The sequence below is a fragment of the Alteromonas sp. ABH2_165 genome (genome assembly GCF_056159945.1).
In genome coordinates this window covers 563,433-584,511 of record NZ_JBSWWF010000002.1, presented here as the reverse complement: position 1 = coordinate 584,511, position 21,079 = coordinate 563,433, and the positions used below count along the sequence as shown (strand labels likewise).

Annotated in this window: 18 protein-coding genes and 1 tRNA gene; 9 read left to right on the top strand and 10 right to left on the bottom strand. The window is 48.1% G+C overall.

Features of this window, described 5'->3' with window-relative positions:
- Positions 1-101: 101 nt before the first annotated feature.
- On the bottom strand, positions 102-1,010 hold the full coding sequence (locus ACXAFQ_RS07100) for a LysR family transcriptional regulator (protein WP_474819065.1): 909 nt from the start codon (positions 1,008-1,010) through the stop codon (positions 102-104).
- A gap of 137 nt (positions 1,011-1,147) precedes the next feature.
- On the opposite strand from ACXAFQ_RS07100, the gene ACXAFQ_RS07095 reads away from it, so the two are divergent.
- Entirely contained in the window at positions 1,148-1,750 is a 603-nt protein-coding gene (locus tag ACXAFQ_RS07095) for a glutathione S-transferase family protein (RefSeq protein ID WP_474819063.1), read from the top strand.
- Between the two features lie 86 nt (positions 1,751-1,836).
- On the opposite strand, the gene ACXAFQ_RS07090 is transcribed toward ACXAFQ_RS07095, so the two are convergent.
- The 3 genes from ACXAFQ_RS07090 to ACXAFQ_RS07080 all read right to left on the bottom strand — a co-directional run bounded on the left by ACXAFQ_RS07090 (position 1,837) and on the right by ACXAFQ_RS07080 (position 6,738).
- Entirely contained in the window at positions 1,837-2,508 is a 672-nt protein-coding gene (locus ACXAFQ_RS07090) for an MBL fold metallo-hydrolase (RefSeq protein ID WP_474819059.1), read from the bottom strand.
- A 100-nt stretch (positions 2,509-2,608) separates the two neighbouring features.
- A complete protein-coding gene (locus tag ACXAFQ_RS07085) occupies positions 2,609-4,492 on the bottom strand; it encodes a CocE/NonD family hydrolase (protein WP_474819057.1) in 1,884 nt (627 codons plus the stop codon).
- Positions 4,493-4,707: 215 nt separating this feature from the next.
- Positions 4,708-6,738 (bottom strand): BCCT family transporter, encoded by a 2,031-nt coding sequence (locus tag ACXAFQ_RS07080; RefSeq protein ID WP_474819055.1) that lies wholly within the window; start codon positions 6,736-6,738, stop codon positions 4,708-4,710.
- A gap of 416 nt (positions 6,739-7,154) precedes the next feature.
- Here ACXAFQ_RS07080 and ACXAFQ_RS07075 point away from each other — a divergent pair, with 416 nt between their 5' ends.
- On the top strand, positions 7,155-8,327 hold the full coding sequence (locus ACXAFQ_RS07075) for a diguanylate cyclase domain-containing protein (RefSeq protein WP_474819053.1): 1,173 nt from the start codon (positions 7,155-7,157) through the stop codon (positions 8,325-8,327).
- On the opposite strand, the gene ACXAFQ_RS07070 is transcribed toward ACXAFQ_RS07075, so the two are convergent.
- The 5 genes from ACXAFQ_RS07070 to mutY form a co-directional block, all read right to left on the bottom strand.
- Positions 8,328-8,600, bottom strand: coding sequence for a hypothetical protein (locus ACXAFQ_RS07070; RefSeq protein WP_474819049.1), 273 nt, complete (start codon positions 8,598-8,600; stop codon positions 8,328-8,330). It lies immediately after the preceding gene.
- 388 nt (positions 8,601-8,988) lie between these two features.
- The gene (locus ACXAFQ_RS07065; protein ID WP_474819047.1) at positions 8,989-10,320 is read right to left on the bottom strand and encodes an amidohydrolase; all 1,332 of its coding nucleotides are present in this window, start codon (positions 10,318-10,320) and stop codon (positions 8,989-8,991) included.
- Between the two features lie 212 nt (positions 10,321-10,532).
- Positions 10,533-10,608, bottom strand: a tRNA-Phe gene (locus ACXAFQ_RS07060).
- Positions 10,609-10,778: 170 nt separating this feature from the next.
- A complete protein-coding gene (locus tag ACXAFQ_RS07055) occupies positions 10,779-11,051 on the bottom strand; it encodes an oxidative damage protection protein (RefSeq protein ID WP_070125101.1) in 273 nt (90 codons plus the stop codon).
- Between the two features lie 75 nt (positions 11,052-11,126).
- Positions 11,127-12,167, bottom strand: a complete 1,041-nt coding sequence (gene mutY / locus ACXAFQ_RS07050; RefSeq protein ID WP_474819044.1) for an A/G-specific adenine glycosylase — start codon at positions 12,165-12,167, stop codon at positions 11,127-11,129.
- A 79-nt stretch (positions 12,168-12,246) separates the two neighbouring features.
- Between mutY and ACXAFQ_RS07045 the strand changes: the two genes are divergently transcribed.
- The 6 genes from ACXAFQ_RS07045 to arcA all read left to right on the top strand — a co-directional run bounded on the left by ACXAFQ_RS07045 (position 12,247) and on the right by arcA (position 19,028).
- Positions 12,247-12,942 carry an alpha/beta fold hydrolase gene (locus ACXAFQ_RS07045; protein ID WP_474819040.1) on the top strand — a complete coding sequence of 232 codons (696 nt, stop codon included), beginning with the start codon at positions 12,247-12,249 and terminating at the stop codon, positions 12,940-12,942.
- A 111-nt stretch (positions 12,943-13,053) separates the two neighbouring features.
- Positions 13,054-13,773, top strand: a complete 720-nt coding sequence (gene trmB / locus ACXAFQ_RS07040) for a tRNA (guanosine(46)-N7)-methyltransferase TrmB (RefSeq protein WP_474819036.1) — start codon at positions 13,054-13,056, stop codon at positions 13,771-13,773.
- A 39-nt stretch (positions 13,774-13,812) separates the two neighbouring features.
- Complete coding sequence (locus ACXAFQ_RS07035) at positions 13,813-14,901, top strand: methyltransferase (protein ID WP_474819032.1); 1,089 nt, start codon at positions 13,813-13,815, stop codon at positions 14,899-14,901.
- Between the two features lie 107 nt (positions 14,902-15,008).
- Positions 15,009-16,436 (top strand): glycogen synthase GlgA, encoded by a 1,428-nt coding sequence (gene glgA / locus ACXAFQ_RS07030; RefSeq protein ID WP_474819028.1) that lies wholly within the window; start codon positions 15,009-15,011, stop codon positions 16,434-16,436.
- A 90-nt stretch (positions 16,437-16,526) separates the two neighbouring features.
- Complete coding sequence (locus tag ACXAFQ_RS07025; RefSeq protein ID WP_474819023.1) at positions 16,527-18,188, top strand: sensor histidine kinase; 1,662 nt, start codon at positions 16,527-16,529, stop codon at positions 18,186-18,188.
- Between the two features lie 132 nt (positions 18,189-18,320).
- A complete protein-coding gene (gene arcA / locus ACXAFQ_RS07020) occupies positions 18,321-19,028 on the top strand; it encodes a two-component system response regulator ArcA (RefSeq protein WP_070125108.1) in 708 nt (235 codons plus the stop codon).
- Positions 19,029-19,114: 86 nt separating this feature from the next.
- Here arcA and pmbA read toward each other — a convergent pair whose 3' ends face one another.
- The gene (gene pmbA / locus ACXAFQ_RS07015) at positions 19,115-20,446 is read right to left on the bottom strand and encodes a metalloprotease PmbA (RefSeq protein ID WP_474819019.1); all 1,332 of its coding nucleotides are present in this window, start codon (positions 20,444-20,446) and stop codon (positions 19,115-19,117) included.
- Between the two features lie 71 nt (positions 20,447-20,517).
- Here pmbA and yjgA point away from each other — a divergent pair, with 71 nt between their 5' ends.
- Complete coding sequence (gene yjgA, locus ACXAFQ_RS07010) at positions 20,518-21,069, top strand: ribosome biogenesis factor YjgA (RefSeq protein ID WP_474819016.1); 552 nt, start codon at positions 20,518-20,520, stop codon at positions 21,067-21,069.
- Positions 21,070-21,079 lie beyond the last annotated feature (10 nt).

Here is a 21,079-nt window from a genome sequence, read left to right as displayed (position 1 = left end):
TTTACTGAGACTACAGCCGCCTAACGTTAAACAACGATGGGCGGCTTTTACTATGCCCCCAATTTTTCAATAGACGCAAAAGAGAAAACAGCACTTGCCGCTTAAGAGGTACTGACAAGCTCCAGATCCCGCTGAAGCGAACGGGTTAGCCACTCTGTCATCGAGCGCAATCTCTTAGTCTGTAGCTTTACTGGCGCATACAGCAGATGTACTGGCAACGGACGGGGCTCATAGTCTTCCAACAAGATACAAAGTTCACCGCGTTTAACGGCATCTATGACTTGATAGTGCAAAAAACGACAAAGCCCGACACCGTTAATACAGGCATTCAAGGCAACATCTACCTGATTGGTTGAAAGTCGGCTCTGCAATGGCATTTTAACCGCTTCTCCATTAGTCTCAAAAGACCATTCGTCGCTGTGATCCAGTGCGCTTAGTTGAATAGAAGGCTGGTTGCGGATGTCCTCAAGGGAGCGAATCATCACTCTGGACGCCAGAAAATCGGGGCTAGCGCATAATACGTGTCGCATTTTACCTAACTGCCGGGCCACTAAGTCGTGATTACCTATGCGACCAATGCGCACCGCAATATCAATCCCTTCAGACAACATATCCACGGTGCGATCGACAAAAATCAGATCCACCGTCATTTTCGGATACTTCCCCAGATATGCATTTATTTTGGGTGCCACATGGCGCTTGCCAAACGTGACCGGTGCGGTAACAGAAACACGTCCAAGGGGCTCAGCCTGTCGCTCTGACAGCATGGATTCAGCATCTTCAATTTCGCTGAGAATGGTGCGGCACCGTTGGTAATATTCACGCCCTTCGTCTGTAATCACAATTTTGCGGGTATTTCGATTGAACAAGCGTACCCCAAGGTTCTCTTCAAGCCCGGCTAAACTCCGCACTACAGAAGTCAGCGACATGCTGAGCACTTTCGCCGCCCCGGTGAGACTATTGGCGTCAGCAATTTCAACAAACACCCGCATGGCTTTTAGTTTGTCCAACGTGCAATTCCTCTTGTCGAATTTCCAATTAGTGCGAAAAACGGTTTACAGAAATCAACTATTGCATATTTTTTGCGAAAAGCGGACCGATTAATCTGTTTGAAACTTGTTAAAAAGACACCCGCCTGGGGGAGAAAATGATGAAACTCTACGATTTAGAATTATCTGGTAACTGCTTTAAAGTAAGACTGTTCGCCGCGTTGGCTAACATCGACCTCGACATTATTCCCGTTGATTTTCTCGGCGGCGAGCACAAATCTGAAAAAATGCTGGCGCTGAACCCCTTCGGCGAACTGCCGGTGTTCGAGCATAACGATGTGGTATTACGTGACGCGCAGGCAATTCTTGTTTACCTGGCACGCTTCCATGAGCTGGAAAGCTGGCTGCCTTCTAATGCAGTAGAAATGGCAGAAGTGCAGCAATGGTTGTCTACCGCATCGAATGAAATTCAGCATGGCCCTAATGCAGCACGCTTAGTGGATAAATTTGGCTACGAACTTCACAAACCTACCACTATTGCGAATTCTGAAAGGATCTTGGCACTGCTGGAAGACCACCTGCAGCACAACGACTGGCTGGCACTGGCTCGCCCGACCATTGCCGACTGTGCGGTTATGCCTTACGTCGCACTGGCTCCAGAAGGTGGCGTTTCACTTGCCGACTATCCTGCGATTAATAAGTGGATAGCACGCATCAAGGCGCTTCCTGGTTTTAATGGTATGCCGGGAATTGCGAAGTAAGCGCACTATTCGAACCCGTTGCGATGGGCTTTGAGCTAAGCCTGCAGCGTTTTACGGAGGCCGCCTGGTCTCCGTTTTTTATTTAGTTAGCCGTTAATTGCACTTCTGTCAAAGTTGTCGTGAATGCCGAGTTGCAAACGAGGATTACACTGCTTTTCATAACCCATTGTAGAAAACTCCCGCTCCATCAGTTCGCCACCACACACCGAGCCTGCGCCATAAGCGGGGTAAACGACTACGTGATCAGGAAGGTGCATAAGTTTATTTAAGCTTTGAAAGAGTGCTGGGGAAATGTAGGCTTTTTCGTCAGGGTAAATATCGTTTCGACCGGCACTATTTACGAAAAGAGTATCACCGGTAAATATGACTTCGGTCTTATCGCAAATACGGGTATTGGCAACCTGATAACACACGCTGTCTTTGGTATGGCCTGGTGTTTCAAGTACAGTCACTTTCAGCTTACCTGCGTGAAGTACGTCACCATCCTCTACGGCTGTTGTGTAGTTATTGATGCAATCTCTGCGAACGCCGTGATAAACAGGAATATCTAGAAGCTCGGCGAGCGCTTGGCCGCCAGAGACAAAATCAAGGCTTCTGTGCGTTTCCAACACAAAGCATATCTTCACCCCAAGGCCTTCAGCAGCGTTCAGGTATGTGCCGATATCCAAATGAGGGTCGACAACAATTGCCTTCGTTCCTTCAGAAATAAGGTATGAAAGCTGAGCGAAACCTTCCGCCTTGAAAGCTCTTACTTGCATGGGGTACTGCCTAAAAATATAACGTCTCATTTATATTATTTTAGGCAGCATTTAGATCATGACGGTTAGCACCGTGGACAGGCGCTAACCGAACAAGATGTTACTTCTCCAACACGGTAAACGAGATATTGCTTGGCATGTCTTCCGTGCGATACACGCGGTGGAAGGCTTTCACAAAATCACTGTCATCGGCTTCAAAGATATTTTCTACATACTTCTGCGGGTTCATGTCCATGAACGGGAACATGCTGCTTTGTACTTGAATTTGCAGTTTGTGGCCGCGTTTGAAGTCGTGCAGTACATCGTACAGTTGGAACTTCACTTCAGTAGGCGAGTTTGGCGTAAATGCCTCAGGCTCACTGAAACTGTTACGAAAACGGCCACGGATAATGCCCCAACGTACCAGTTCATGGCGGTTGTCGGTCTCGCGGTCGACCTTATTGGTGTTTTCATCAACACCCGGGAACACATCAACAATTTTCACCACGAAGTCTGCCGCAGATTCGGTGGTAGATACCCACAGCGATACATCTACTGGACCGGCAATGGTCATGTCCGATTCCATGGGCTCGGAGTTGTAAATCAGTACGTCAGGACGGCGTGCAGCAAAACGCTGATCTTCCGCCATGTACGGGCGATCCCAACCGCGGCTGATACTTGCAGAATGTGGAACCGGTTTATTCGGGTCGCTGAGGTATTCGTCAAAGCCTTGTTTGTCGGCAGACGGCTTATCAGAAATTGATTCATCTGCCGTTAGGTACCAGGTTTTCTCGCTCACTTGCTTTGGCGGCCAGGTTTCAAAGGTACGCCAACGGTTTGCACCGGTTTCGAACATGGTGGTTTGCGGCTTGTAGGCCACTTTGCTGTCGTCTTTTAAATGTTGATTAAAGAATGGCAGCAAGATGTTGTCTTGGAAGTAGATGCTGGTTTCAAAACCGAACTGTGCCAGTCCCAGGTTTTCGCCTTTGTCACGAATCCACTGACCGTGATACCAGGGGCCCATGACCAGTTGTACATTGTCTTTATTGTTGTTGTCAGACATGGTTTTGTAAGTCGCCAGAGGACCATACAGATCTTCGGTGTCGTACCAGCCACCCACAACCAGCACGGCAGGTTTCACATTATCAAGATGCTGCAGTACATCACGGGCTTTCCAGTAATCATCGTAGTTCGGGTGCTGCGTTAGCTCATCCCAGAACGGACGTTCATGGTGGAAGTATTTCTCATTCACATTCTTCAGTGAACCTAACTCATGATAAAACTGGTAGCCGTCTTGTGTAGGCAAATCGCGGCGTTCTTCAGACCACGGAAACACGCCGTCTCGAGGCTTATCGAATGAATCAAAGAAGATAAATGCCATGGGTGTGGAAAACGCACCGTTACGGTGGAAATCATCGAAGAACCAGTCAGCAATCGGGGCTTGTGGAGAAATCGCTTTCAATGCTTTGTGGCTGTTAATTGCAGACACAGAGGTGTAGTAGCCGGGGTAAGAAATGCCCCACTGGCCTACTTTGCCGTTGTTGTTAGGGATATTCTTTACCAGCCAGTCGATGGTGTCGTAGGCGTCGGTCGCATCATCCACAGCTTTCTTGCCGCGCTTGTAAGCATCCTGAGGACGCATGTTCACGAACTCACCCTCGGACATTTGCTTACCGCGCACATCCTGAAATACAAAGATAAAACCTTCCTGCTCAAACTTCTCACTGGGGCCTAAGCGGGTTTTATATTTGTCGGTGCCGTATGGCGCAACACGATAAGGCGTGCGCTGCATCAGCATGGGATATTTCTTCGATTGGTCGTTGGGCACATACACTGAGGTAAACAGGGTTTTGCCATCGCGCATGGGCACGTTGTACTCATACTTTGCATAATGTGAGCGAATATATTCCGCCCGTTTGTCTTCCGTCGCCGCCGTGGCACTAAAAGCGGAAAACAGTATCGCCAGCGCCAGCAAAAATGCTGGCAACTTTACCTTTATTGTCATAGTTATCTCCGGGTAATCGTTCAGAGTTGGTTCGCCGCCAATGCACGCATGCGCAGCGTGAACGCAGTCTAGCACTGTTACGGGTGCGTAAAGGGCAGGTTTCTGATGAAAGCGGTGTCTGCTGCGGTTGTCGGCGTGAGTGTATGGTTTGAGGCGAAGGCGCTCCGGAGATGAAGCGCCTTATAAACACCAATAACAGGTGACGAGGAGGTGATTTAACTTTCTGGTTTATTCAACATTTCGTCATGTGCGTCCATCTCCCAAGGCAACTCACCAGGGCTGGTATCGAGGAAGTGAAGATAATTCTCGAACTGATCCAAAATATCCTTCGCAATACTTTGTTTGTCATATCCGTAAATGTCGTAAGCCTGGCCACCCCGACGCAGGAATACCTCTGCGCGGAAGTACTTTTCTGATTCATCGTCTTCGTGACGCAGTTCAGCATAGCTGAATCCTGGAACCAGATGCTCGGTCATGCGGATGTCGTAAATAAAGTCCATGTGCTCGTGGCGCTCAACGGTAAAGAGTGCGCGGCCCATTTCGTTATCGAATTCCACGTTTGCATCCCACTCTTTGTGTTTAAGCTCAGTCTGCATTTCATTCATGGCTTCAATCACGGTCGTTTCAATAAACTCGTGCACCTCTTTGCGGGTCGGGTAATCCACCATGGCCGCCAGGCGCCCTTTGAGGTTTGTAGAGCGCCCACGATTGCGGTTCAGCGTGTTCGCCTGCAGGCTGTTGTTGCGATAACCTTCGATGATAAGCGCACGCCACAACCCGGCAGCAGCCATTAGCATGATTACTGCGAACGGCAATGCACTGGTTATTGTCATGGTTTGCAACGCACTCAGCCCGCCTGCCAGCAACAGCACTGCGGCAACCGTTCCTTCCAGAAACGCCCAAAAAATACGCTGCCATACCGGGCTTTCTTCTTTACCACCTGAAGCCAGGGAATCGATGACCAGCGAACCAGAATCTGAAGATGTCACGAAGAATGTGATGATAAGCAGCACCGTAAGGCCTGACATAATCGACGAGCCCGGCAGTAAATCGTAAAGCTTAAATAGCGCTATGGCCTCGTTATCCTGTACATCGGTGATCAATGTATTCACGCCTTCGTTCATGATGGCGTTCAGCGCGGTATCGCCAAATACGGAGAACCAAAGAAAGGTGAACATGGTAGGCACCAGCATCACTCCGAAGACAAACTGACGGATGGTTCTGCCGCGGCTGATTTTAGCGATGAACATGCCGACGAAAGGCGCCCAAGCAATGGTCCAGCCAAAGATAAACAGCGTCCAGTTACCAATCCAATCGCTTCGACTATACGCCTGAATGTTGAATGTGCGCTCTACAATGCCGCTTAGATAGCTGCCCGTGTTCTGTAGAAACGCTTCAAGAATATGTACCGTTTCACCGAAGATAAACACCGTGGTCATCAATGCAACAGCGAGGATCATATTCAAAATAGATAAGCGCTTTACGCCCTTATCCATACCCGCAATTACCGAAACCGTCGCCGCAACAGTGACAATAGCAATAGTGCCCACCTGCACCATGATGTCGATGGGAATATCGTCAGAAAGATAATGCAAGCCCGCGTTTATCTGCGTGACCGATAAGCCAAGCGTAGTAGCAATACCGAACAGTGTGCCCAGAATCGCGAACACGTCGACAGCATGCCCAATCGGGCCGTAAATTTTGTCACCGATAAGCGGATATAGCGCAGAACGAATGGAAAGCGGTAAGCCGTGACGAAAGGCAAAGTAAGCTAGCACCAGGCCCACCAGCCCATAAATCGCCCAGATATGGAAACCCCAATGAAAGAATGCAATCTGCATGGCCTGCTTGGCAGCGTCTACTGTTTCAGCCGCACCTGCGGGCGGTGAGGAATAGTGCAAAACCGGTTCCGCAACACCAAAGTAAAGCAACGCCACACCGTAGCCAGCAGAAAACAACATGGCAAACCACTCGGGAAAACTGTACTGGGGCTCGGCGTGGTCAGGGCCCAACTTAATATTGCCCCAACTCGATGACGCCACAGCAACAATGAATACCAGAAAAATGGCCACAGACAGCATGTAGAACCAGCCAAAGGTTTTGGTGATCCAGGCGAGCGTGGCATCAAATGCCTCCCCTGCCATATCGGGGTTACTGATGGTACCCATCACCAACAATAAAATAATGGCTACAGCCGGAAGAAATACAGGAAGGAGAATGGTAGAGCTATTCGCTTTGCCTTTCATGAAAAGTCCTTGTCAGTGACAGATAAGTTGCGTGCTGTTGGTATTGTTTTAACTTTCTGTTTACTACTGGAAGGAGGATGGATTGGTTCAGGTTGTCTGGTGGATGTAATGATCTGGGATGATAGCTCAGCTTGCTTCCCGGCTGTGGGATAAATATCTTACTCAAAAATGTATATATTTTACCTGATTGCATAAGCTCATTCTGCATTTACCAGTCTCACTTTTTCACGAAAGCGTAGCAAACCATTGAATTTAATATTTTTTTGTAAATTTCCGCTTTATTTGCATGCAAGTTGCTATAAATTAACTTTCATTAATATCGACGCTATGCTTAAACGGCTTATGTGGCGTTCTTATTTCCCTGTTAAACATCAGGTATGTATCACAGCCTGTAATTGGCCAGACGGAGGCGTATTTTGCGCTTATTACTAATAGAAGATCAGAAACCTACGGCTGATTCTTTAATTAGGGCATTAAAAGAAATTGACCACAATTATCAGATTATGCATGTTAGTACCGTTAAAGAGGCACTCAGTCACCTTAACGCCGGAGCTACTGCGTTTGACATTGCGCTGGTTGATTTGGGTTTGCCAGATGCAGAGGGTGAGCAGGCGCCGGCTAGCCTGTGCAAACTATATCCTGAACTGGCAGTCGTTATTTATACTGGTGAGTCAAGCTCACGCCTGGCCTCAGACATCATGAGAATGGGTGCACAGGACTTCATCAGAAAAGGGGAGTTCCGCCCTGATGCCATCGACAGAGTTCTCCGCTTTGCTGTTCAGCGCAACCAGCGTATTAACTCGCTTAAACAGGAGGCAAATACCGACCCCCTTACCGGGCTGTTAAACCGACGGGGTTTTAATGCGGCAGCGAGCGTTAAACTGGCCCAGAGCGGCAGTGGAGCAGAGCCTCACTTGGCTCTGTTCAGTTTAGACCTGGATGGCTTTAAAGGCGTAAATGACACCCATGGTCATCCCACTGGAGACTCGCTGTTACAACAATGTGCCCAACGGATTGAAGGTGCTGTACGGGTTACTGACAATGTGGCCAGAGGCGGAGGAGACGAATTCTTTCTGCTATGTGAAGCATTGGAGTCTGAAGACGAAATTACCCGGATAGCAGATAAATTGCTTGAAGTGATTTCGGCCCCTTATTCAATAAATAAAATACCAGTGAAAATCTCTGCCAGCATTGGTATTGCTTGTTTCCCCCAACACGCGCAAACCCTGGACGCACTTTATTCCGCTTCAGATTCGGCTTTGTATGAAGCGAAATCGAAAGGTAAGAACAATGCAGTGTTGTATCAGAAACAAGAGCCTTTATTCAGTCTTGCTGCTCCGTCAGCGGCCATGAAATACACCTCTTTTAATTCGCCCACTGAATCTGCAAATCAGAAGGCACAGTCTATACGTAAAAAACTTCATCAAATGAGAAACGACCTGAATGTTGTGTCTCTTGAGGCTGATTTGATTAAGTTAATGGCTGAAGGGAAACAGATACCGCAAATTGATCAGGCTGTTGAGCGTATCCATAAACAGTGCACCGCTCTGTCTGAATTGATTTCGCAATTTGGAGAAATACGGCATTAACTAATTCGCCGTAAATGTTGAAATAATACTGAAGAACACAATGAGGAAAGCGATAAGCTGGATAAACCTTTTGAAGAATTCTTTATTCAGCTTCAAGGATTCAATACGTTGTGTTGCAACCAAACATACTATAACAGCAAGACCGGCAACACTCGCAGATGCTAAGCGTTGATGTTTTGCAAGCGCGTAGCCTGAAGCCACCAGCAAAACCCCGGCAACGGTTAGAAAGAAAAATATTATCAAAATATTAGTAACGCTGGTTTTCGCATTCATAACAATCCTCTGTTCTGCGAACTGCCAAGAAGTCATTTTCGTTAGACAGGCTATTTAATCCATTCACCAAATTTAACTGGGCTTATGGTCTGTTTTCGCCACTAGACCAGGACTGTGAGTAGTTAATGTAATTTTACCTGCAAATATTTTTTCGCTTTAATCCGACCACTGAACTAGTCTTCAGGTAAACAGGCAGCAGACGGAGGGCGTAATGAAAAGTTGGAACGAACACAAAGTAGATATGAAACGTGAATCACGGCGGGAATGGATTTTTGCGACTTTCTACGCTTTTACATTAATTGCGGTATGTCTTTTAGTGGCTTAAAAAGTGGGGAGCCCGCAGGTAACTGAAGCACCAGGTCTCCGCCAACTCCTAAATTCATTCAATTTACTCAGGCTTCGCCAACACCTTCATCGTAGCCAGTGTCAGCGCTTCGGTGGCGCTACTAATCACCTTTTCAGCATCTGGTGCCCAGAACGGGCTGTGTAATGACGGCAGCTTCTGCTCACCACTCTGCGCAGCTTCCCAGCGTTCTTCTGGCACACCGCCTACCCAGAACAGCAAACTCTTAATGGATTTATCTGCCCGGTAGTAACGACCGAAATCCTCACCAGCCATGGTTGGCGGCACCTCGGTAACCATTTCATCGCCCATCTCGGCCTTGAAGTAATCCGTCATTTCAACAGCAAATTCAGGGTTGTTATAGGCCGCTGGGGTGTATTCGTCTTTCACCACCACCTCCGGCAGCATATCATCAGACAAACCAGCGGCAATTCCCTCACCTTTGGCGATACGGGCGATGCCATCCAGCAACTTCTGACGAGTTTCATCAGAGTAGCTTCTTACTGTTAACAGCAGCGTGGCTTTGTCAGAAATGATGTTGTGCTTGGAACCAGCGATAAAGCTGCCCACAGTTACCACAGCAGAATCCAGTGGATCCAGCTCACGGCTTACCAATGTTTGCAGTGAAGTAACAATGCGACTGCCCAGTACTACTGGATCTTTGGTTGCCTGAGGATACGCACCGTGGCCGCCAATGCCTTTAATATTGATATCTACGCTATCCACATTAGCAAAGGTAAAACCAGGGGTGTAACCAATAACGCCTGCCGGAATGGCAGCTGAGTTATGGAAGGCAAACGCGTAGTCAGGTTTGGGGAAGCGCTCAAAAAGGCCATCAGCCAGCATATCCCGTGCACCCTTGCCCCGCTCTTCGGCGGGCTGCAGAATCATTACCACCGTGCCAGACCACTGATCTTTGAACTTCACCAGTTGCTGAGCGGTGCCCATCCAGCCAGACATGTGGGTATCGTGAGCGCAAGCATGCATTACGCCGGATTCCACGCCGTCATCGGTCGTTGCTGTAACCGTAGAAGCGAAAGGTAACCCGGTTTGCTCTACCACGGGCAAGCCATCCATATCAGCGCGAATAAGTACCACTGGGCCAGGGCCATTTTCCATCACTGCCACAACACCGGTGCCGCCCACTTTTTCAGTGACCTCAAGGCCAAGCTTGCGCGCTTTGTCTGCCAGCAGTTTAGCGGTTTCCACTTCATATCCGCTGAGCTCAGGATTCGCGTGGAGATGCTTGTACAGTTCCATTAGCTGAGGGAGGTCATCCTGAATTGCAGATTCAACCGCCACCGGCTCAGCTAGTGCCTTGGCACTACTAAAACCTAACACCGCCAGACACACACCTGTTTTCAAAAATTTGTTCATTTCAGGATCTCCTTGTTTGTAAAAACAATACCCTAGTGGGGGAGAGGATGAAATAGTGGTGAGCTTGACGTTAACGTAGTTATTGGCAGGCTGAGCGAATTGCGCTTAAACAGATAAGCAATTAGGAAGGAGCACTACATCGAACCTGACTGCTGGGCTCGAATCAGCACAACAAAAAAGCCCTCGCATTTCTGCAAGGGCTTTCTGAATAATGGTGCCTCGACCCGGGATCGAACCAGGGACACGCGGATTTTCAATCCGCTGCTCTACCAACTGAGCTATCGAGGCTGAAACTGTTTAGCGGGTGGCTTTTTGAAGCCTGTCCTGCTGTGGGTGCGTATTAAACGGATTTCCGTGCTTCAAGTCAACCGTTTTTCTTCATATTTTTTTCAACTGCGCATTAGTTGCGCAATTCCGAGAAAAAAACAGCAACCCGCGCGTTTTTCATCCGGTTTAGATTACTTTTTCGGGGGCACGTAGCCTTCAATGGAAGGTTCTTTACCTTCAAATAAAAATGCTTCCATCTGCTCTTCGAGAAATTTTCTGTCGGTTGGTTCCATCATATTGAGCTTTTTCTCGTTGATCAGCATGGTTTGCTTCTTCTGCCACTCAGAAAATGCCTCTTTGGAGATATTGTCGAAGATGCGCTTGCCCAGTTCGCCGGGGTAAAGCTGAAAATCCAGGCCGTCGGCTTCTTTGTTGAAGTGCTGGCAAAATACTTGTCTGCTCATGGTGTCTCCTTAAATCGGGTCTGAGCGCTGCGATGCCTGCGCCATTCACTATGCACAGGCAATAATGGGCATAGTCTAAAGGATTTGTGTTATCTGCGAGATAATTTTTTGCGTTGGTGCTGCGGTACCTACTCCCAATGATTCATTAATATTGAACCAGCGCTGATTACTTTCATTTACTTGCAAGCCGCCAGGAGCATTAACAAACAACAGATAAGGCTGAATATCCAGGTGAAAATGACTGAAGGTATGACGAAAGCCTTCCAGCGCTTTATGGTCTGATATTTCAAAAGGCAGTGCTTTAATAGCATCTTCCACAGGAAGCTGTGTTTCCAGAAATCCAAACAGTCCCCCCCACAATCCGGTTGGTGGGCGCTGTTCCATTAATACGCTGCCGTTATAGAACACGGCCAGCATAGTCGTAGTGCGAACCGGCAACGTTTTCTTTGGTTTCTTTCCGGGGAATTCGGCTTGTCTTCCCTGCGCATAGGCCAGACAACCTGATTGCAGTGGGCACTCATCACAACGAGGCTTCGAACGGGTGCAAACCATAGCGCCTAAATCCATCATCACCTGCGTGTAGTGATTACAGCGCTCATCCGGCGTATTGGCTGTGGCATATTCCCATAGCTGATTTTCTACTGCTTTTTGTCCTGGCCAGCCCTCTACGGCATAGTAGCGTGCCAGTACACGCTTTACATTGCCATCGAGAATAGGATGGTTCTGACCGCACGCAATAGAGAGAATCGCCCCTGCAGTAGAACGGCCGATGCCGGGTAGTGCCATGACTTCTTCTAACGTTTGCGGGAATTCACCGCCGTATTCACTGGCGATTTGCTGTGCGGCTTTATGCAGGTTTCGGGCTCGGGCGTAATAACCAAGGCCGGTCCATAAATGTAGCACGTCATCCTGTGGCGCTTGAGCTAAATCTACCACGGTAGGAAATCGCGCCATAAAGCGCTCAAAGTACGGAATTACTGTGGTCACCTGAGTTTGCTGCAACATAATTTCAGACACCCACACCCGGTAAGCAGAAATATCCTGCTGCCAGGGCAATGTCTTGCGGCCGTGCTTATCGAACCAATCGAGCACGAGGCGGGAAAATGGCTTTGTCATCGAATACTAAAATCGGTCGGTCTTGATGCGGTGTATGATAACATGCACAAGTAAATACCAAACCCAGTCAGGAGCTTTTGTGTCAAAGCCTACGTTGTTTCTTCCCGGTACTCTTTGTGACGAGCGCGTGTGGCTGCCAGTATGGCGGCAACTCTCTATTTATCAGCGCCGTTACGTGCCGCTACAGTGGGCGAGCTCAAAAGAAGACATGCTGGCACTAACATCAGACCGGGTGATCGACAACGAACAAGTCAATTTAGTGGGTTTCTCGATGGGCGGTTATATGGCTGCAACCTGGGCTTTGCAGAATCAATCTAAGGTGGCGTCGCTCACTATGATTGGCGCATCACCCTATGGCCTTACCGCTGAAGAAGAAAAGCGCCGCGGCCAATTGGTAACTATGCTGAAAAAAGGCAGTTTTCAGCCAGATAAAGCCGCTTATGTTTCACGCTTTGTGCATCCTTCTCACCAGAACAACCCAGACATCGCTGGTGTAGTACGGGAGATGGGCACAGATTTGGGCGCGGCCACATTACTTGCCCATACTAATGCAACTACTCCCAGACCAGCCATTATCGACAAATTAAAAACCTGTACTTTCCCGGTGAACATCATTGCCGCCGAAGATGACGAGGTGGTGCCGTTTTCTTCATTACAACAGGCCGCGGATGAAATCCCATCTTGTCATCTGATCACAGTAAAAGGTGCAGGACATATGTGCCTTTTAGAGCAACCAGACACGCTGGCGCAATCAATTCAGGCGATTTGCGGCTAACGCACCCCACTTCTCACGGATTTGCAGTAAAATACAGCAGAGATTATTGCAATCAGCCGGGCAGTGGGCATAATGCCGCCCGGTTTCAACAGCTAAAGAAATGGGCGTAGCATGGGTCAATACAAAAATCAGGAAGAAGCAGAAGCGGCTGGTGTTTACGTCAGCAAAGTTCGCAGCTTCGTAAAACGGGAAGGCAGATTAACGAACGGTCAGGCGAAAGCGCTTGAATCCTTCTGGCCAACCATGGGGGTAGATTTTCAGTCAAACTTACTCTCTTTTACTGAATTGTTTGGCAACGACAACCCGGTTGTGTTGGAAATTGGTTTCGGAATGGGCAAATCTCTGGTAGAAATGGCGGAGAACGACCAAAACACCAACTTTATTGGTATTGAAGTTCATCGCCCTGGCGTGGGCGCTTGTTTGTCTGAGGCTGGAGAACGCGGCCTGACAAACTTACGTGTCATGGAGTACGACGCGGTAGAAGTTTTCAAGAAAATGATTCCCGACGGCAGTCTTGCCCGGGTTCAACTCTACTTTCCTGATCCATGGCACAAAAAACGTCATCATAAACGTCGTATAGTGCAGCCTGAATTTGTTCAGATGGTACGTGAAAAGCTTGCTATTGGCGGTAAATTTCACATGGCAACCGACTGGGAACAGTACGCTGAGCATATGGCTGAAGTCATGAATGCGGCCCCAGGATATGAAAATACCGCCAACGACGGCGATTACGTGCCGCGCCCGGACTATCGTCCTATCACGAAATTTGAAGTACGTGGTCAGAAGCTGGGTCACGGTGTTTGGGACCTGATTTACCAGCGCGCAAATTAATACAAAACAATAAATAAAACTAACGGAACCTAGAACCACATGTTGAGCCCGCAAAGCCAGTTATTAGAACGGAACCTTGAGCTTTTTGATACTGGAAACTGGTTATTCATTAATCCCAGCGATGCCTATTTCGCTGATTTACTCGACAACAAACCAGCCACCTTTTTGCATCAGTATTTCGATATTTTTGCAGAAAGCGTGCGGGTGATCCCATCCTGCGAATTCGACAGTCGCGATGTAAGCCAACGGGAACATGGGTTTTGTATTGAACAAAAAGCCAGTGGTCATATGCACTGGTTCTCACCGTTTATTCCTGCCGAAAAGACGTTTTCAGATATTCTGATATTTATGCCCAAGTCGAAGCCGCACACACAAATGCTGCTGGCAATGGCCCATAGCGCGTTATCTGAAGGTGGCAGAATTCATATCGTAGGTGAAAACAAAGGCGGCATAAAAAGCGTTGCTAAACTCACCGACAAAATTGGCCCTAACCAAAAAATCGACTCTGCCCGCCATTGCAGCTTGGTTTCGGTAATGCCGGAAACTACAGGCCCGGCTTTTTCTCCGGCAGACTGGCTCACCGAATCAGAATACGAAGTAGACGACCTTACCTGGGAAGTGGTGTCGTCACCGGGTGTATTCAGCCATGGCGAGCTCGATGAAGGTACCCGCATGTTGCTGAAAAAAGGCTCTGACCGTTTACGTGGCAGGGTACTGGATTTCGCGTGCGGTGCGGGCGTTATTGGGGCTTATTTACTTAAGCGCTTCCCTCACCTCGATATGCAACTGCTGGATGTGAGCGCCCTGGCCATCTATTGCGCCGCGCGTACCTTAAACGCCAACCAGCAGTCTGCGTGTCTGTTGGCCGCAAACGGCCTGCATGGCATCGAGCGTAACTTTTCGCACATAGTTACTAATCCGCCTTTCCACACGGGCGTAAAAACCGACTACACCATTACCCGCAGATTTATTGAAGACAGTAAGCAGCGTCTTGCCTCTGGTGGCACTCTGCAAATGGTAGCAAATCGATTTTTGCCCTACCCTGGCTTGCTAGGCGATGTGTTTCCTCAAACGCACACCGTGGCGCAAGACACCCGCTTTTCCCTGTACATGAGCACAACAGGTTAGGCAGATTTAATTCTGTGTGATAACGTTTAGTTGAATGTAACCGGTGTCATACTTACATAGCATGTGTACGAAACGCACCGTGGCTTTGGGTTGTTTGGAGACTTGCCGTGAATATTGTTTTCGCCATTTCGGAAGTAGAAGATTTAGTTAAAACAGGCGGTCTCGCCGACGTTGGAAAGGCATTGCCACTGGCGCTTAAGAAAGCCGGTGAACAGGTCAGCATTGTGATGCCGTATTACAAAGCCATTGCTGAGCAGTACAAACTTGCTGACGCCTGCGCCCAGCAAACGCTGTTCACAGAAGGCAAGGTTTACCACTACAACATTAAGCAGTTGTCCTGGAATGACATTGACGTTTATTTTATAGATTACCCTGAATACTTCGACCGTGAAGGCCTGTACACCAGCACTTATGAAGCTTACGCCGATAATTCAGAACGCTTCAGTTTCTTTTGCGGTGCGGCACTCAATGCTTTGCAAGCACTCAGCGTTCAGCCCGATGTCATTCATTGCCACGACTGGCACACGGCAATGCTGCCATTCCTACTTCACAATGATCATTCTGGTTTTTTCAACACCACTAAAACCGTATTCACTATTCACAATGCGGCTTTTCAGGGCGTAACCAAGTTAGACGATATTCCTTACTTACGCCATCACCCTGCTATTGCCTCACAAGTGCATGGAGGCTATATCAACATGCTGCAGTCGGGTATCGAGTTCGCCACTAAAATTACTACGGTGAGCCCGAATTACGCCGAGGAACTGCTTACCGATTTAGGTTCGCACGGGCTACACGAACGGTTAGTTACCCGCCAGCAAGATTTAAGCGGCATTCTAAACGGATGTGATTATGGCCAGTGGAATCCGCAAGACGACGAATACCTTCCCAAAAATTATTCAGCCGACACCTTACACGATAAGAAAATGTGTAAGCTGGCGCTACAGGAAATCAGTCATCTGCCGCTCAATGCAGACGTGCCCCTGCTCGGCATGGTGTGCCGCCTGACAGACCAAAAAGGATTCGGCTACTTAGTGCCTATTCTTCAAGAGCTCATGCACCACAATGTGCAGCTCGTTATTGTAGGCACCGGCGATCCGAAGGTGTGTATGGATTTGGATGAGTTTGCCCAAAACCATGCTTCCCAGTTTGCTTTCATCAATGGCTTTAGTGTTCATCATGCGCACCTGGTTGAAGCTGGCGCAGACTTTTTCCTGATGCCTTCTCAATTCGAGCCATGTGGACTGAATCAGATGTACAGTCTGGCTTATGGCACACTGCCTATTGTACGTGCAGTGGGCGGCTTAAAAGATACAGTAGTCGACACCAATCAAGACAAAGACAACGCCACGGGTTTTGTGTTTAATGCGCCGAGTCCAGCGGCACTGCTAAGCTGTATCCGTCGCGCTTTATTATTCTATTATGAGCACCCCGTGAAGTTCCGTGAGATGCAAATTCGCGGTATGAATACCCGTTTCACTTGGGAAACCGCCGCGGAAGCCTATCGCGCTCTTTATGCCTCAATGAGCCATTAGAAAAAGATAAATAATCATCCCGCTTTATTTTTACGCCTCTTTCAGCCATATTTAGCGTAAGAGTGCGCAAATTATAATCATTCATAACAAATGTCACAGCCAACCGTGCAGCTATCGATAAGAAGCCTTTTTCTCTGGGTTGTGATGGCCATTGCCACCTTGTCACTCATCGTGTCTGCCGGACTCACCAGTTATAACCAAATAAAGCATTACCGCGAAACCTTGCGCAACGACGTGGTGATTTTCGCCGATCTGCTTGGCGCTATTTATGGCGATATGATAATAAGCGGTTTGAGTGACCACGAAGAAGAACAACTTGATGGTCATCTTAGCAAGCTCGCCGCATCGCCCGATCTGATTAACCTTAGGATTTATGAACAAGATGAAGCTGGCGATCTTAATCCGCTTGCCAGTTATACCCGCGAAGGTGACTTTCCAGCTACGCCTAAGCAAACTTCCATCGGCCAATATTTCGAGCCCGTGATGACTGCAGATGCCATCGAAATTACCCGGGCGATTGAGAATCAACAAGGCAGAACGGCTGGCTACGTCTATATCAAATTTTCCACTCAGCGCTTGAACCGAGAAATTGAACAAGCCATTTTTACCACGGTGGCCGTTATTATCGTGATTCTGGCGTTGTGTTTGATAGTTTCACTGCGCATGCAGAAGCTGATCACCCAGCCTATAGAACGACTTGGTGACTTTCTCAGCAACACATCTCGTCAACGAGATTACAGCGCCCGGGCCGAACCCACCAATATTCGGGAAATTGCAGACCTTTCTGTATCGATTAACGTGATGCTGAGCCGGGTGCAGGAATATGTACAAAAACAACGGATGGCAGAAGAGCAACATCGTAAGCTTAATGCGAGCCTGGAAGACATGGTAAGCCAGCGTACTCTGGCCCTTAAAGAGGCAAACCGCGAACTTATTCAGACGCTGGAAAAATTACACCAGTTTCAACGCCAAATTGTACAAAATGAAAAGATGGCATCGTTGGGCGATATGGTTGCCGGGGTGGCCCACGAAGTTAACACGCCAATTGGCCTTGGCGTAACTGCATCAACCATGATGTTGGACCGATTAGCAATAATTCAAAAAGAATTCGAGTGTAAAACGTTAAAAGCCAGTACAATGGCTCGGTTTCTGACCGAAAGTCAGGAAAATCTGAATATTATTTACCGTAACCTGAATCGCGCAGCCGAGCTTATTTCCAGTTTTAAACAGGTTGCTGTAGATCAATCATCAGAAAATGACCGTATTTTTTGCTTTTCCCAACTGGTCAATGAGATACTTTTATCTCTGCGGCCCCGGCTAAAGCAGGTCGAGCATGATATCCGGGTAGATTGCGATCCTACACTGGTTATTGAAACCAAAGCAGGGCCAATCAACCAAATCCTGATCAATCTAATCATGAATTCAGTTATTCATGGTTTTGAAGACATGGATCACGGCGAAATAAACATCATTGCAGAAATGATGACGCCGACAAAAATGAAACTAATTTACAAAGATAACGGAAAAGGGATCTCCAACGACATCCGCAAACGTATCTTTGACCCGTTTGTTACAACAAAACGAGGGCAAGGTGGTTCCGGTCTGGGTATGCATCTGGTGTATAACCTGGTGACTCAGGCATTAAACGGCACCATCACAATTACCAGTGAAGAAGGCAACGGCGTGGAATTTCTTATCATTTTCCCTGTCGAAAGCTCTGAAAGTGGAAAATTACCGTTAAAAGGTGAATAAGCCCTTGTAATTTTTGTACGAAAACTTATACCGTAGACAAGTTGTTCGATAAGTACTTTTAAAACAGGCTATCGGATATTAGAATTTGTCAGAAGAAGCAGCTTAATCGATTGTAGAAGAGTGTAAAACACCATGCATACGCCAAATATTTTAATTGTTGAAGATGAAGTGGTAACCCGTACCACGCTGAAAAGCTTATTTGAAGCTGAAGGCTACAATGTGTTTGAGGCCGAAAATGGCGATCAAATGCATGACTTTTTTGAAAACCACTCTATCAATCTGGTTATTATGGACATTAACCTGCCAGGTAAGAATGGTCTAATCCTGGCGCGTGAAGTTCGCGACCGCAAAAACGTCGGCCTTATCTTCCTGACTGGTCGTGACAACGATGTAGACCGTATTTTAGGTCTGGAAATCGGTGCCGATGACTACCTGACGAAGCCATTTAACCCACGAGAGTTAACGATTCGAGCTCGTAACCTGCTTGCACGTACCACTAACTCTGCTGAAGACGACGACTTACCAAGCCGCGTTAGCTTCAATGGTTGGACTCTGGATGGCGATAGCCGCTCACTGATCTCGCCAAGCGGTACAGAATTCCGTTTGCCACGCTCTGAGTTCCGTGCACTGCACCTGTTCCTGAGCAACCCAGGCAAAATTCTTACCCGTGAACAACTGATCATGGAAATGACTGGCCGTGAACTGCGCCCGAATGACCGTACGGTAGACGTTACCATTCGTCGTATTCGTAAGCACTTCGAGTCAGAGCCAAGTGAAGAAGAATTGATCGTAACCATCCACGGTGAAGGTTACCGTTTCTGTGGTTCAGTAGACCAATAAGCACGCTGCTTATTTACTGATAACCACAAACAAAAAACGCAGCTTAATGCTGCGTTTTTTTATGCCCGAAATTTACGAATGTGGGCTTAACTACCCGCCACCCGCATTTCACCAATCAATACAGAACCGGTTTGTACACCGCCGCGTAACTCGCGCTCAGCGCCGATGGCAGCAATGTTCATGAACATGTCTTTCAAGTTACCGGCAATGGTCACTTCGGCTACCGGGTACTGGATAATCCCGTTTTCTACCCAGAAACCTGCTGCACCACGGGAGTAGTCGCCGGTTACGGTGTTTACACCCTGCCCCATTAGCTCGGTCACCAATAATCCTGTGCCCATTTTTTTAAGCATTTCGGCATCGGACTGACCGGTTGTACCAATTATCCAGTTATGAATACCACCAGCATGGCCGTTAGACTTCACGCCCAGCTTGCGAGCAGAATAAGTGGTGTACAGGTAGTGCGACAATAAACCGTTTTCCACAATGGTCATGTCTCTAGTGGCTACACCTTCAGAGTCGAAGCTGGAGCTTGCCAGACCGCCTTTCAGGAACGGCTTTTCTTCAATGTTCAGCCATTCAGGAAACACCTGCTCACCCAGTTTGTCGAGCAGGAACGATGAACGACGATACAGGCTACCACCGCTGATAGCACTCACGTAGTGACCAAACAAAGAGCTGGCGACATCACGGTGCAGCATCACAGGCACTTTACCCGTAGGCAGCTTACGCGCACCCAGACGGGCTACAGTGGCTTCGGCAGCCTCACGACCAACCTCTGCTGCAGATTTCAGTAAATGGGCCTGACGGTTCACTGTGTACGCGTAATCGCGCTGCATGTCGCCATCTTGTGCTCCAATCATCATACAGCTTAGGCTATAGCGGCTGCTCGGGTAGCCAGCGTTGATTCCATGGGTATTACCATAAACCCGCATACCCAGATTAGCGTTGTAAGAAGCTCCATCAGAATTGGTAATGCGCTCATCGTACTCAAGCGCGGCCTTTTCGGCCTCAATGGCAAGCTCGATACCTTTTTGCGGGTCCAACTCGATGGGATGATAGAGGTCGAGATCGGGAAACTCCGTGGCGATTAAGTCTTCATCAGCCAAGCCGGTGCACGGGTCTTCGCTGGTGTAACGGGCAATATCTACCGCTTTTTCTACTGTCAGCGCCAGGGCTTCTTTACTCAGGTCAGCGGTTGAGGCGCTACCTTTGTGCTTACCCACGTAAACACTGATACCCAGTCCACCGTCATTGTTAAATTCAACATTCTCCACATCGCCCATGCGGGACGACACAGAAATGCCCTGCACTTTCGACATACTGGCCTCGGCCTGCGTGGCGCCTTTACTCAGAGCCATCTTCAGCACGTCGTCGACAACGCCCTGGATTTCCGCAATTTGCTTTTCTATTTGCATAGTGAGTTTCGCTATTTCCGTCTGTATGTCACAATACTCGAATACTGCAGTGTAACATTTATGAGTGCCAAATGAGCGATAACAAGCATCATTCTGACGAAGAAAACTATTTTGACGATGGTCAGCCTGAAGATGGCTCCGATATTGTCAGTAAATCTGAACTGAAACGCCAGTCTGAAGAGCTTCAGAAGCTTGGCGAAGATTTGGTGAATCTGTCTGCCGCCCACCTAGCGACCATTCCAATGGATGAAGAGCTGGAAGATTCGGTCATGCTAGCGCGGAATATCAACCGCAAGAAAGATGGCTTCCGCCGACAGCTTCAGTTTATCGGAAAATTAATGCGTAGCCGTGATGTGTCAGACATCGAAGCTGCCATGGCCCGATTGACCCACCAGCACCAGGCGCAGAATGCGGCCTTCCACGCGCTGGAAAAAGCCCGTGAAGACGTTATCAATCATGGTGATGACGGTATTCAGCGCTTAATGGAAGAGCATCCGCAGCTCGATCGCCAAAAGCTACGCCAGTTTCACCGCCAGATTAGAAAAGAACGTGAAAAGAACGGGCCTCCAAAAGCATTCCGCGAATTATTTCAATATCTGAAAGAAATGATTCACGAAGAATAGGCACGCTTTT

Excerpts from the sequence above, each read along its gene's own strand:
- ACXAFQ_RS07065 (WP_474819047.1), bottom strand. The coding sequence starts at position 10,320 with ATGAACAAATTTTTGAAAACAGGTGTGTGTCTGGCGGTGTTAGGTTTT.
- ACXAFQ_RS07070 (WP_474819049.1), bottom strand. The coding sequence starts at position 8,600 with ATGAATGCGAAAACCAGCGTTACTAATATTTTGATAATATTTTTCTTT.
- ACXAFQ_RS07085 (WP_474819057.1), bottom strand. The coding sequence starts at position 4,492 with ATGACAATAAAGGTAAAGTTGCCAGCATTTTTGCTGGCGCTGGCGATA.
- ACXAFQ_RS07025 (WP_474819023.1), top strand. The coding sequence starts at position 16,527 with ATGTCACAGCCAACCGTGCAGCTATCGATAAGAAGCCTTTTTCTCTGG.
- ACXAFQ_RS07055 (WP_070125101.1), bottom strand. The coding sequence starts at position 11,051 with ATGAGCAGACAAGTATTTTGCCAGCACTTCAACAAAGAAGCCGACGGC.
- yjgA (WP_474819016.1), top strand. The coding sequence starts at position 20,518 with ATGAGCGATAACAAGCATCATTCTGACGAAGAAAACTATTTTGACGAT.
- ACXAFQ_RS07090 (WP_474819059.1), bottom strand. The coding sequence starts at position 2,508 with ATGCAAGTAAGAGCTTTCAAGGCGGAAGGTTTCGCTCAGCTTTCATAC.
- arcA (WP_070125108.1), top strand. The coding sequence starts at position 18,321 with ATGCATACGCCAAATATTTTAATTGTTGAAGATGAAGTGGTAACCCGT.
- pmbA (WP_474819019.1), bottom strand. The coding sequence starts at position 20,446 with ATGCAAATAGAAAAGCAAATTGCGGAAATCCAGGGCGTTGTCGACGAC.
- ACXAFQ_RS07095 (WP_474819063.1), top strand. The coding sequence starts at position 1,148 with ATGATGAAACTCTACGATTTAGAATTATCTGGTAACTGCTTTAAAGTA.
- trmB (WP_474819036.1), top strand. The coding sequence starts at position 13,054 with ATGGGTCAATACAAAAATCAGGAAGAAGCAGAAGCGGCTGGTGTTTAC.
- mutY (WP_474819044.1), bottom strand. The coding sequence starts at position 12,167 with ATGACAAAGCCATTTTCCCGCCTCGTGCTCGATTGGTTCGATAAGCAC.
- ACXAFQ_RS07080 (WP_474819055.1), bottom strand. The coding sequence starts at position 6,738 with ATGAAAGGCAAAGCGAATAGCTCTACCATTCTCCTTCCTGTATTTCTT.
- ACXAFQ_RS07035 (WP_474819032.1), top strand. The coding sequence starts at position 13,813 with ATGTTGAGCCCGCAAAGCCAGTTATTAGAACGGAACCTTGAGCTTTTT.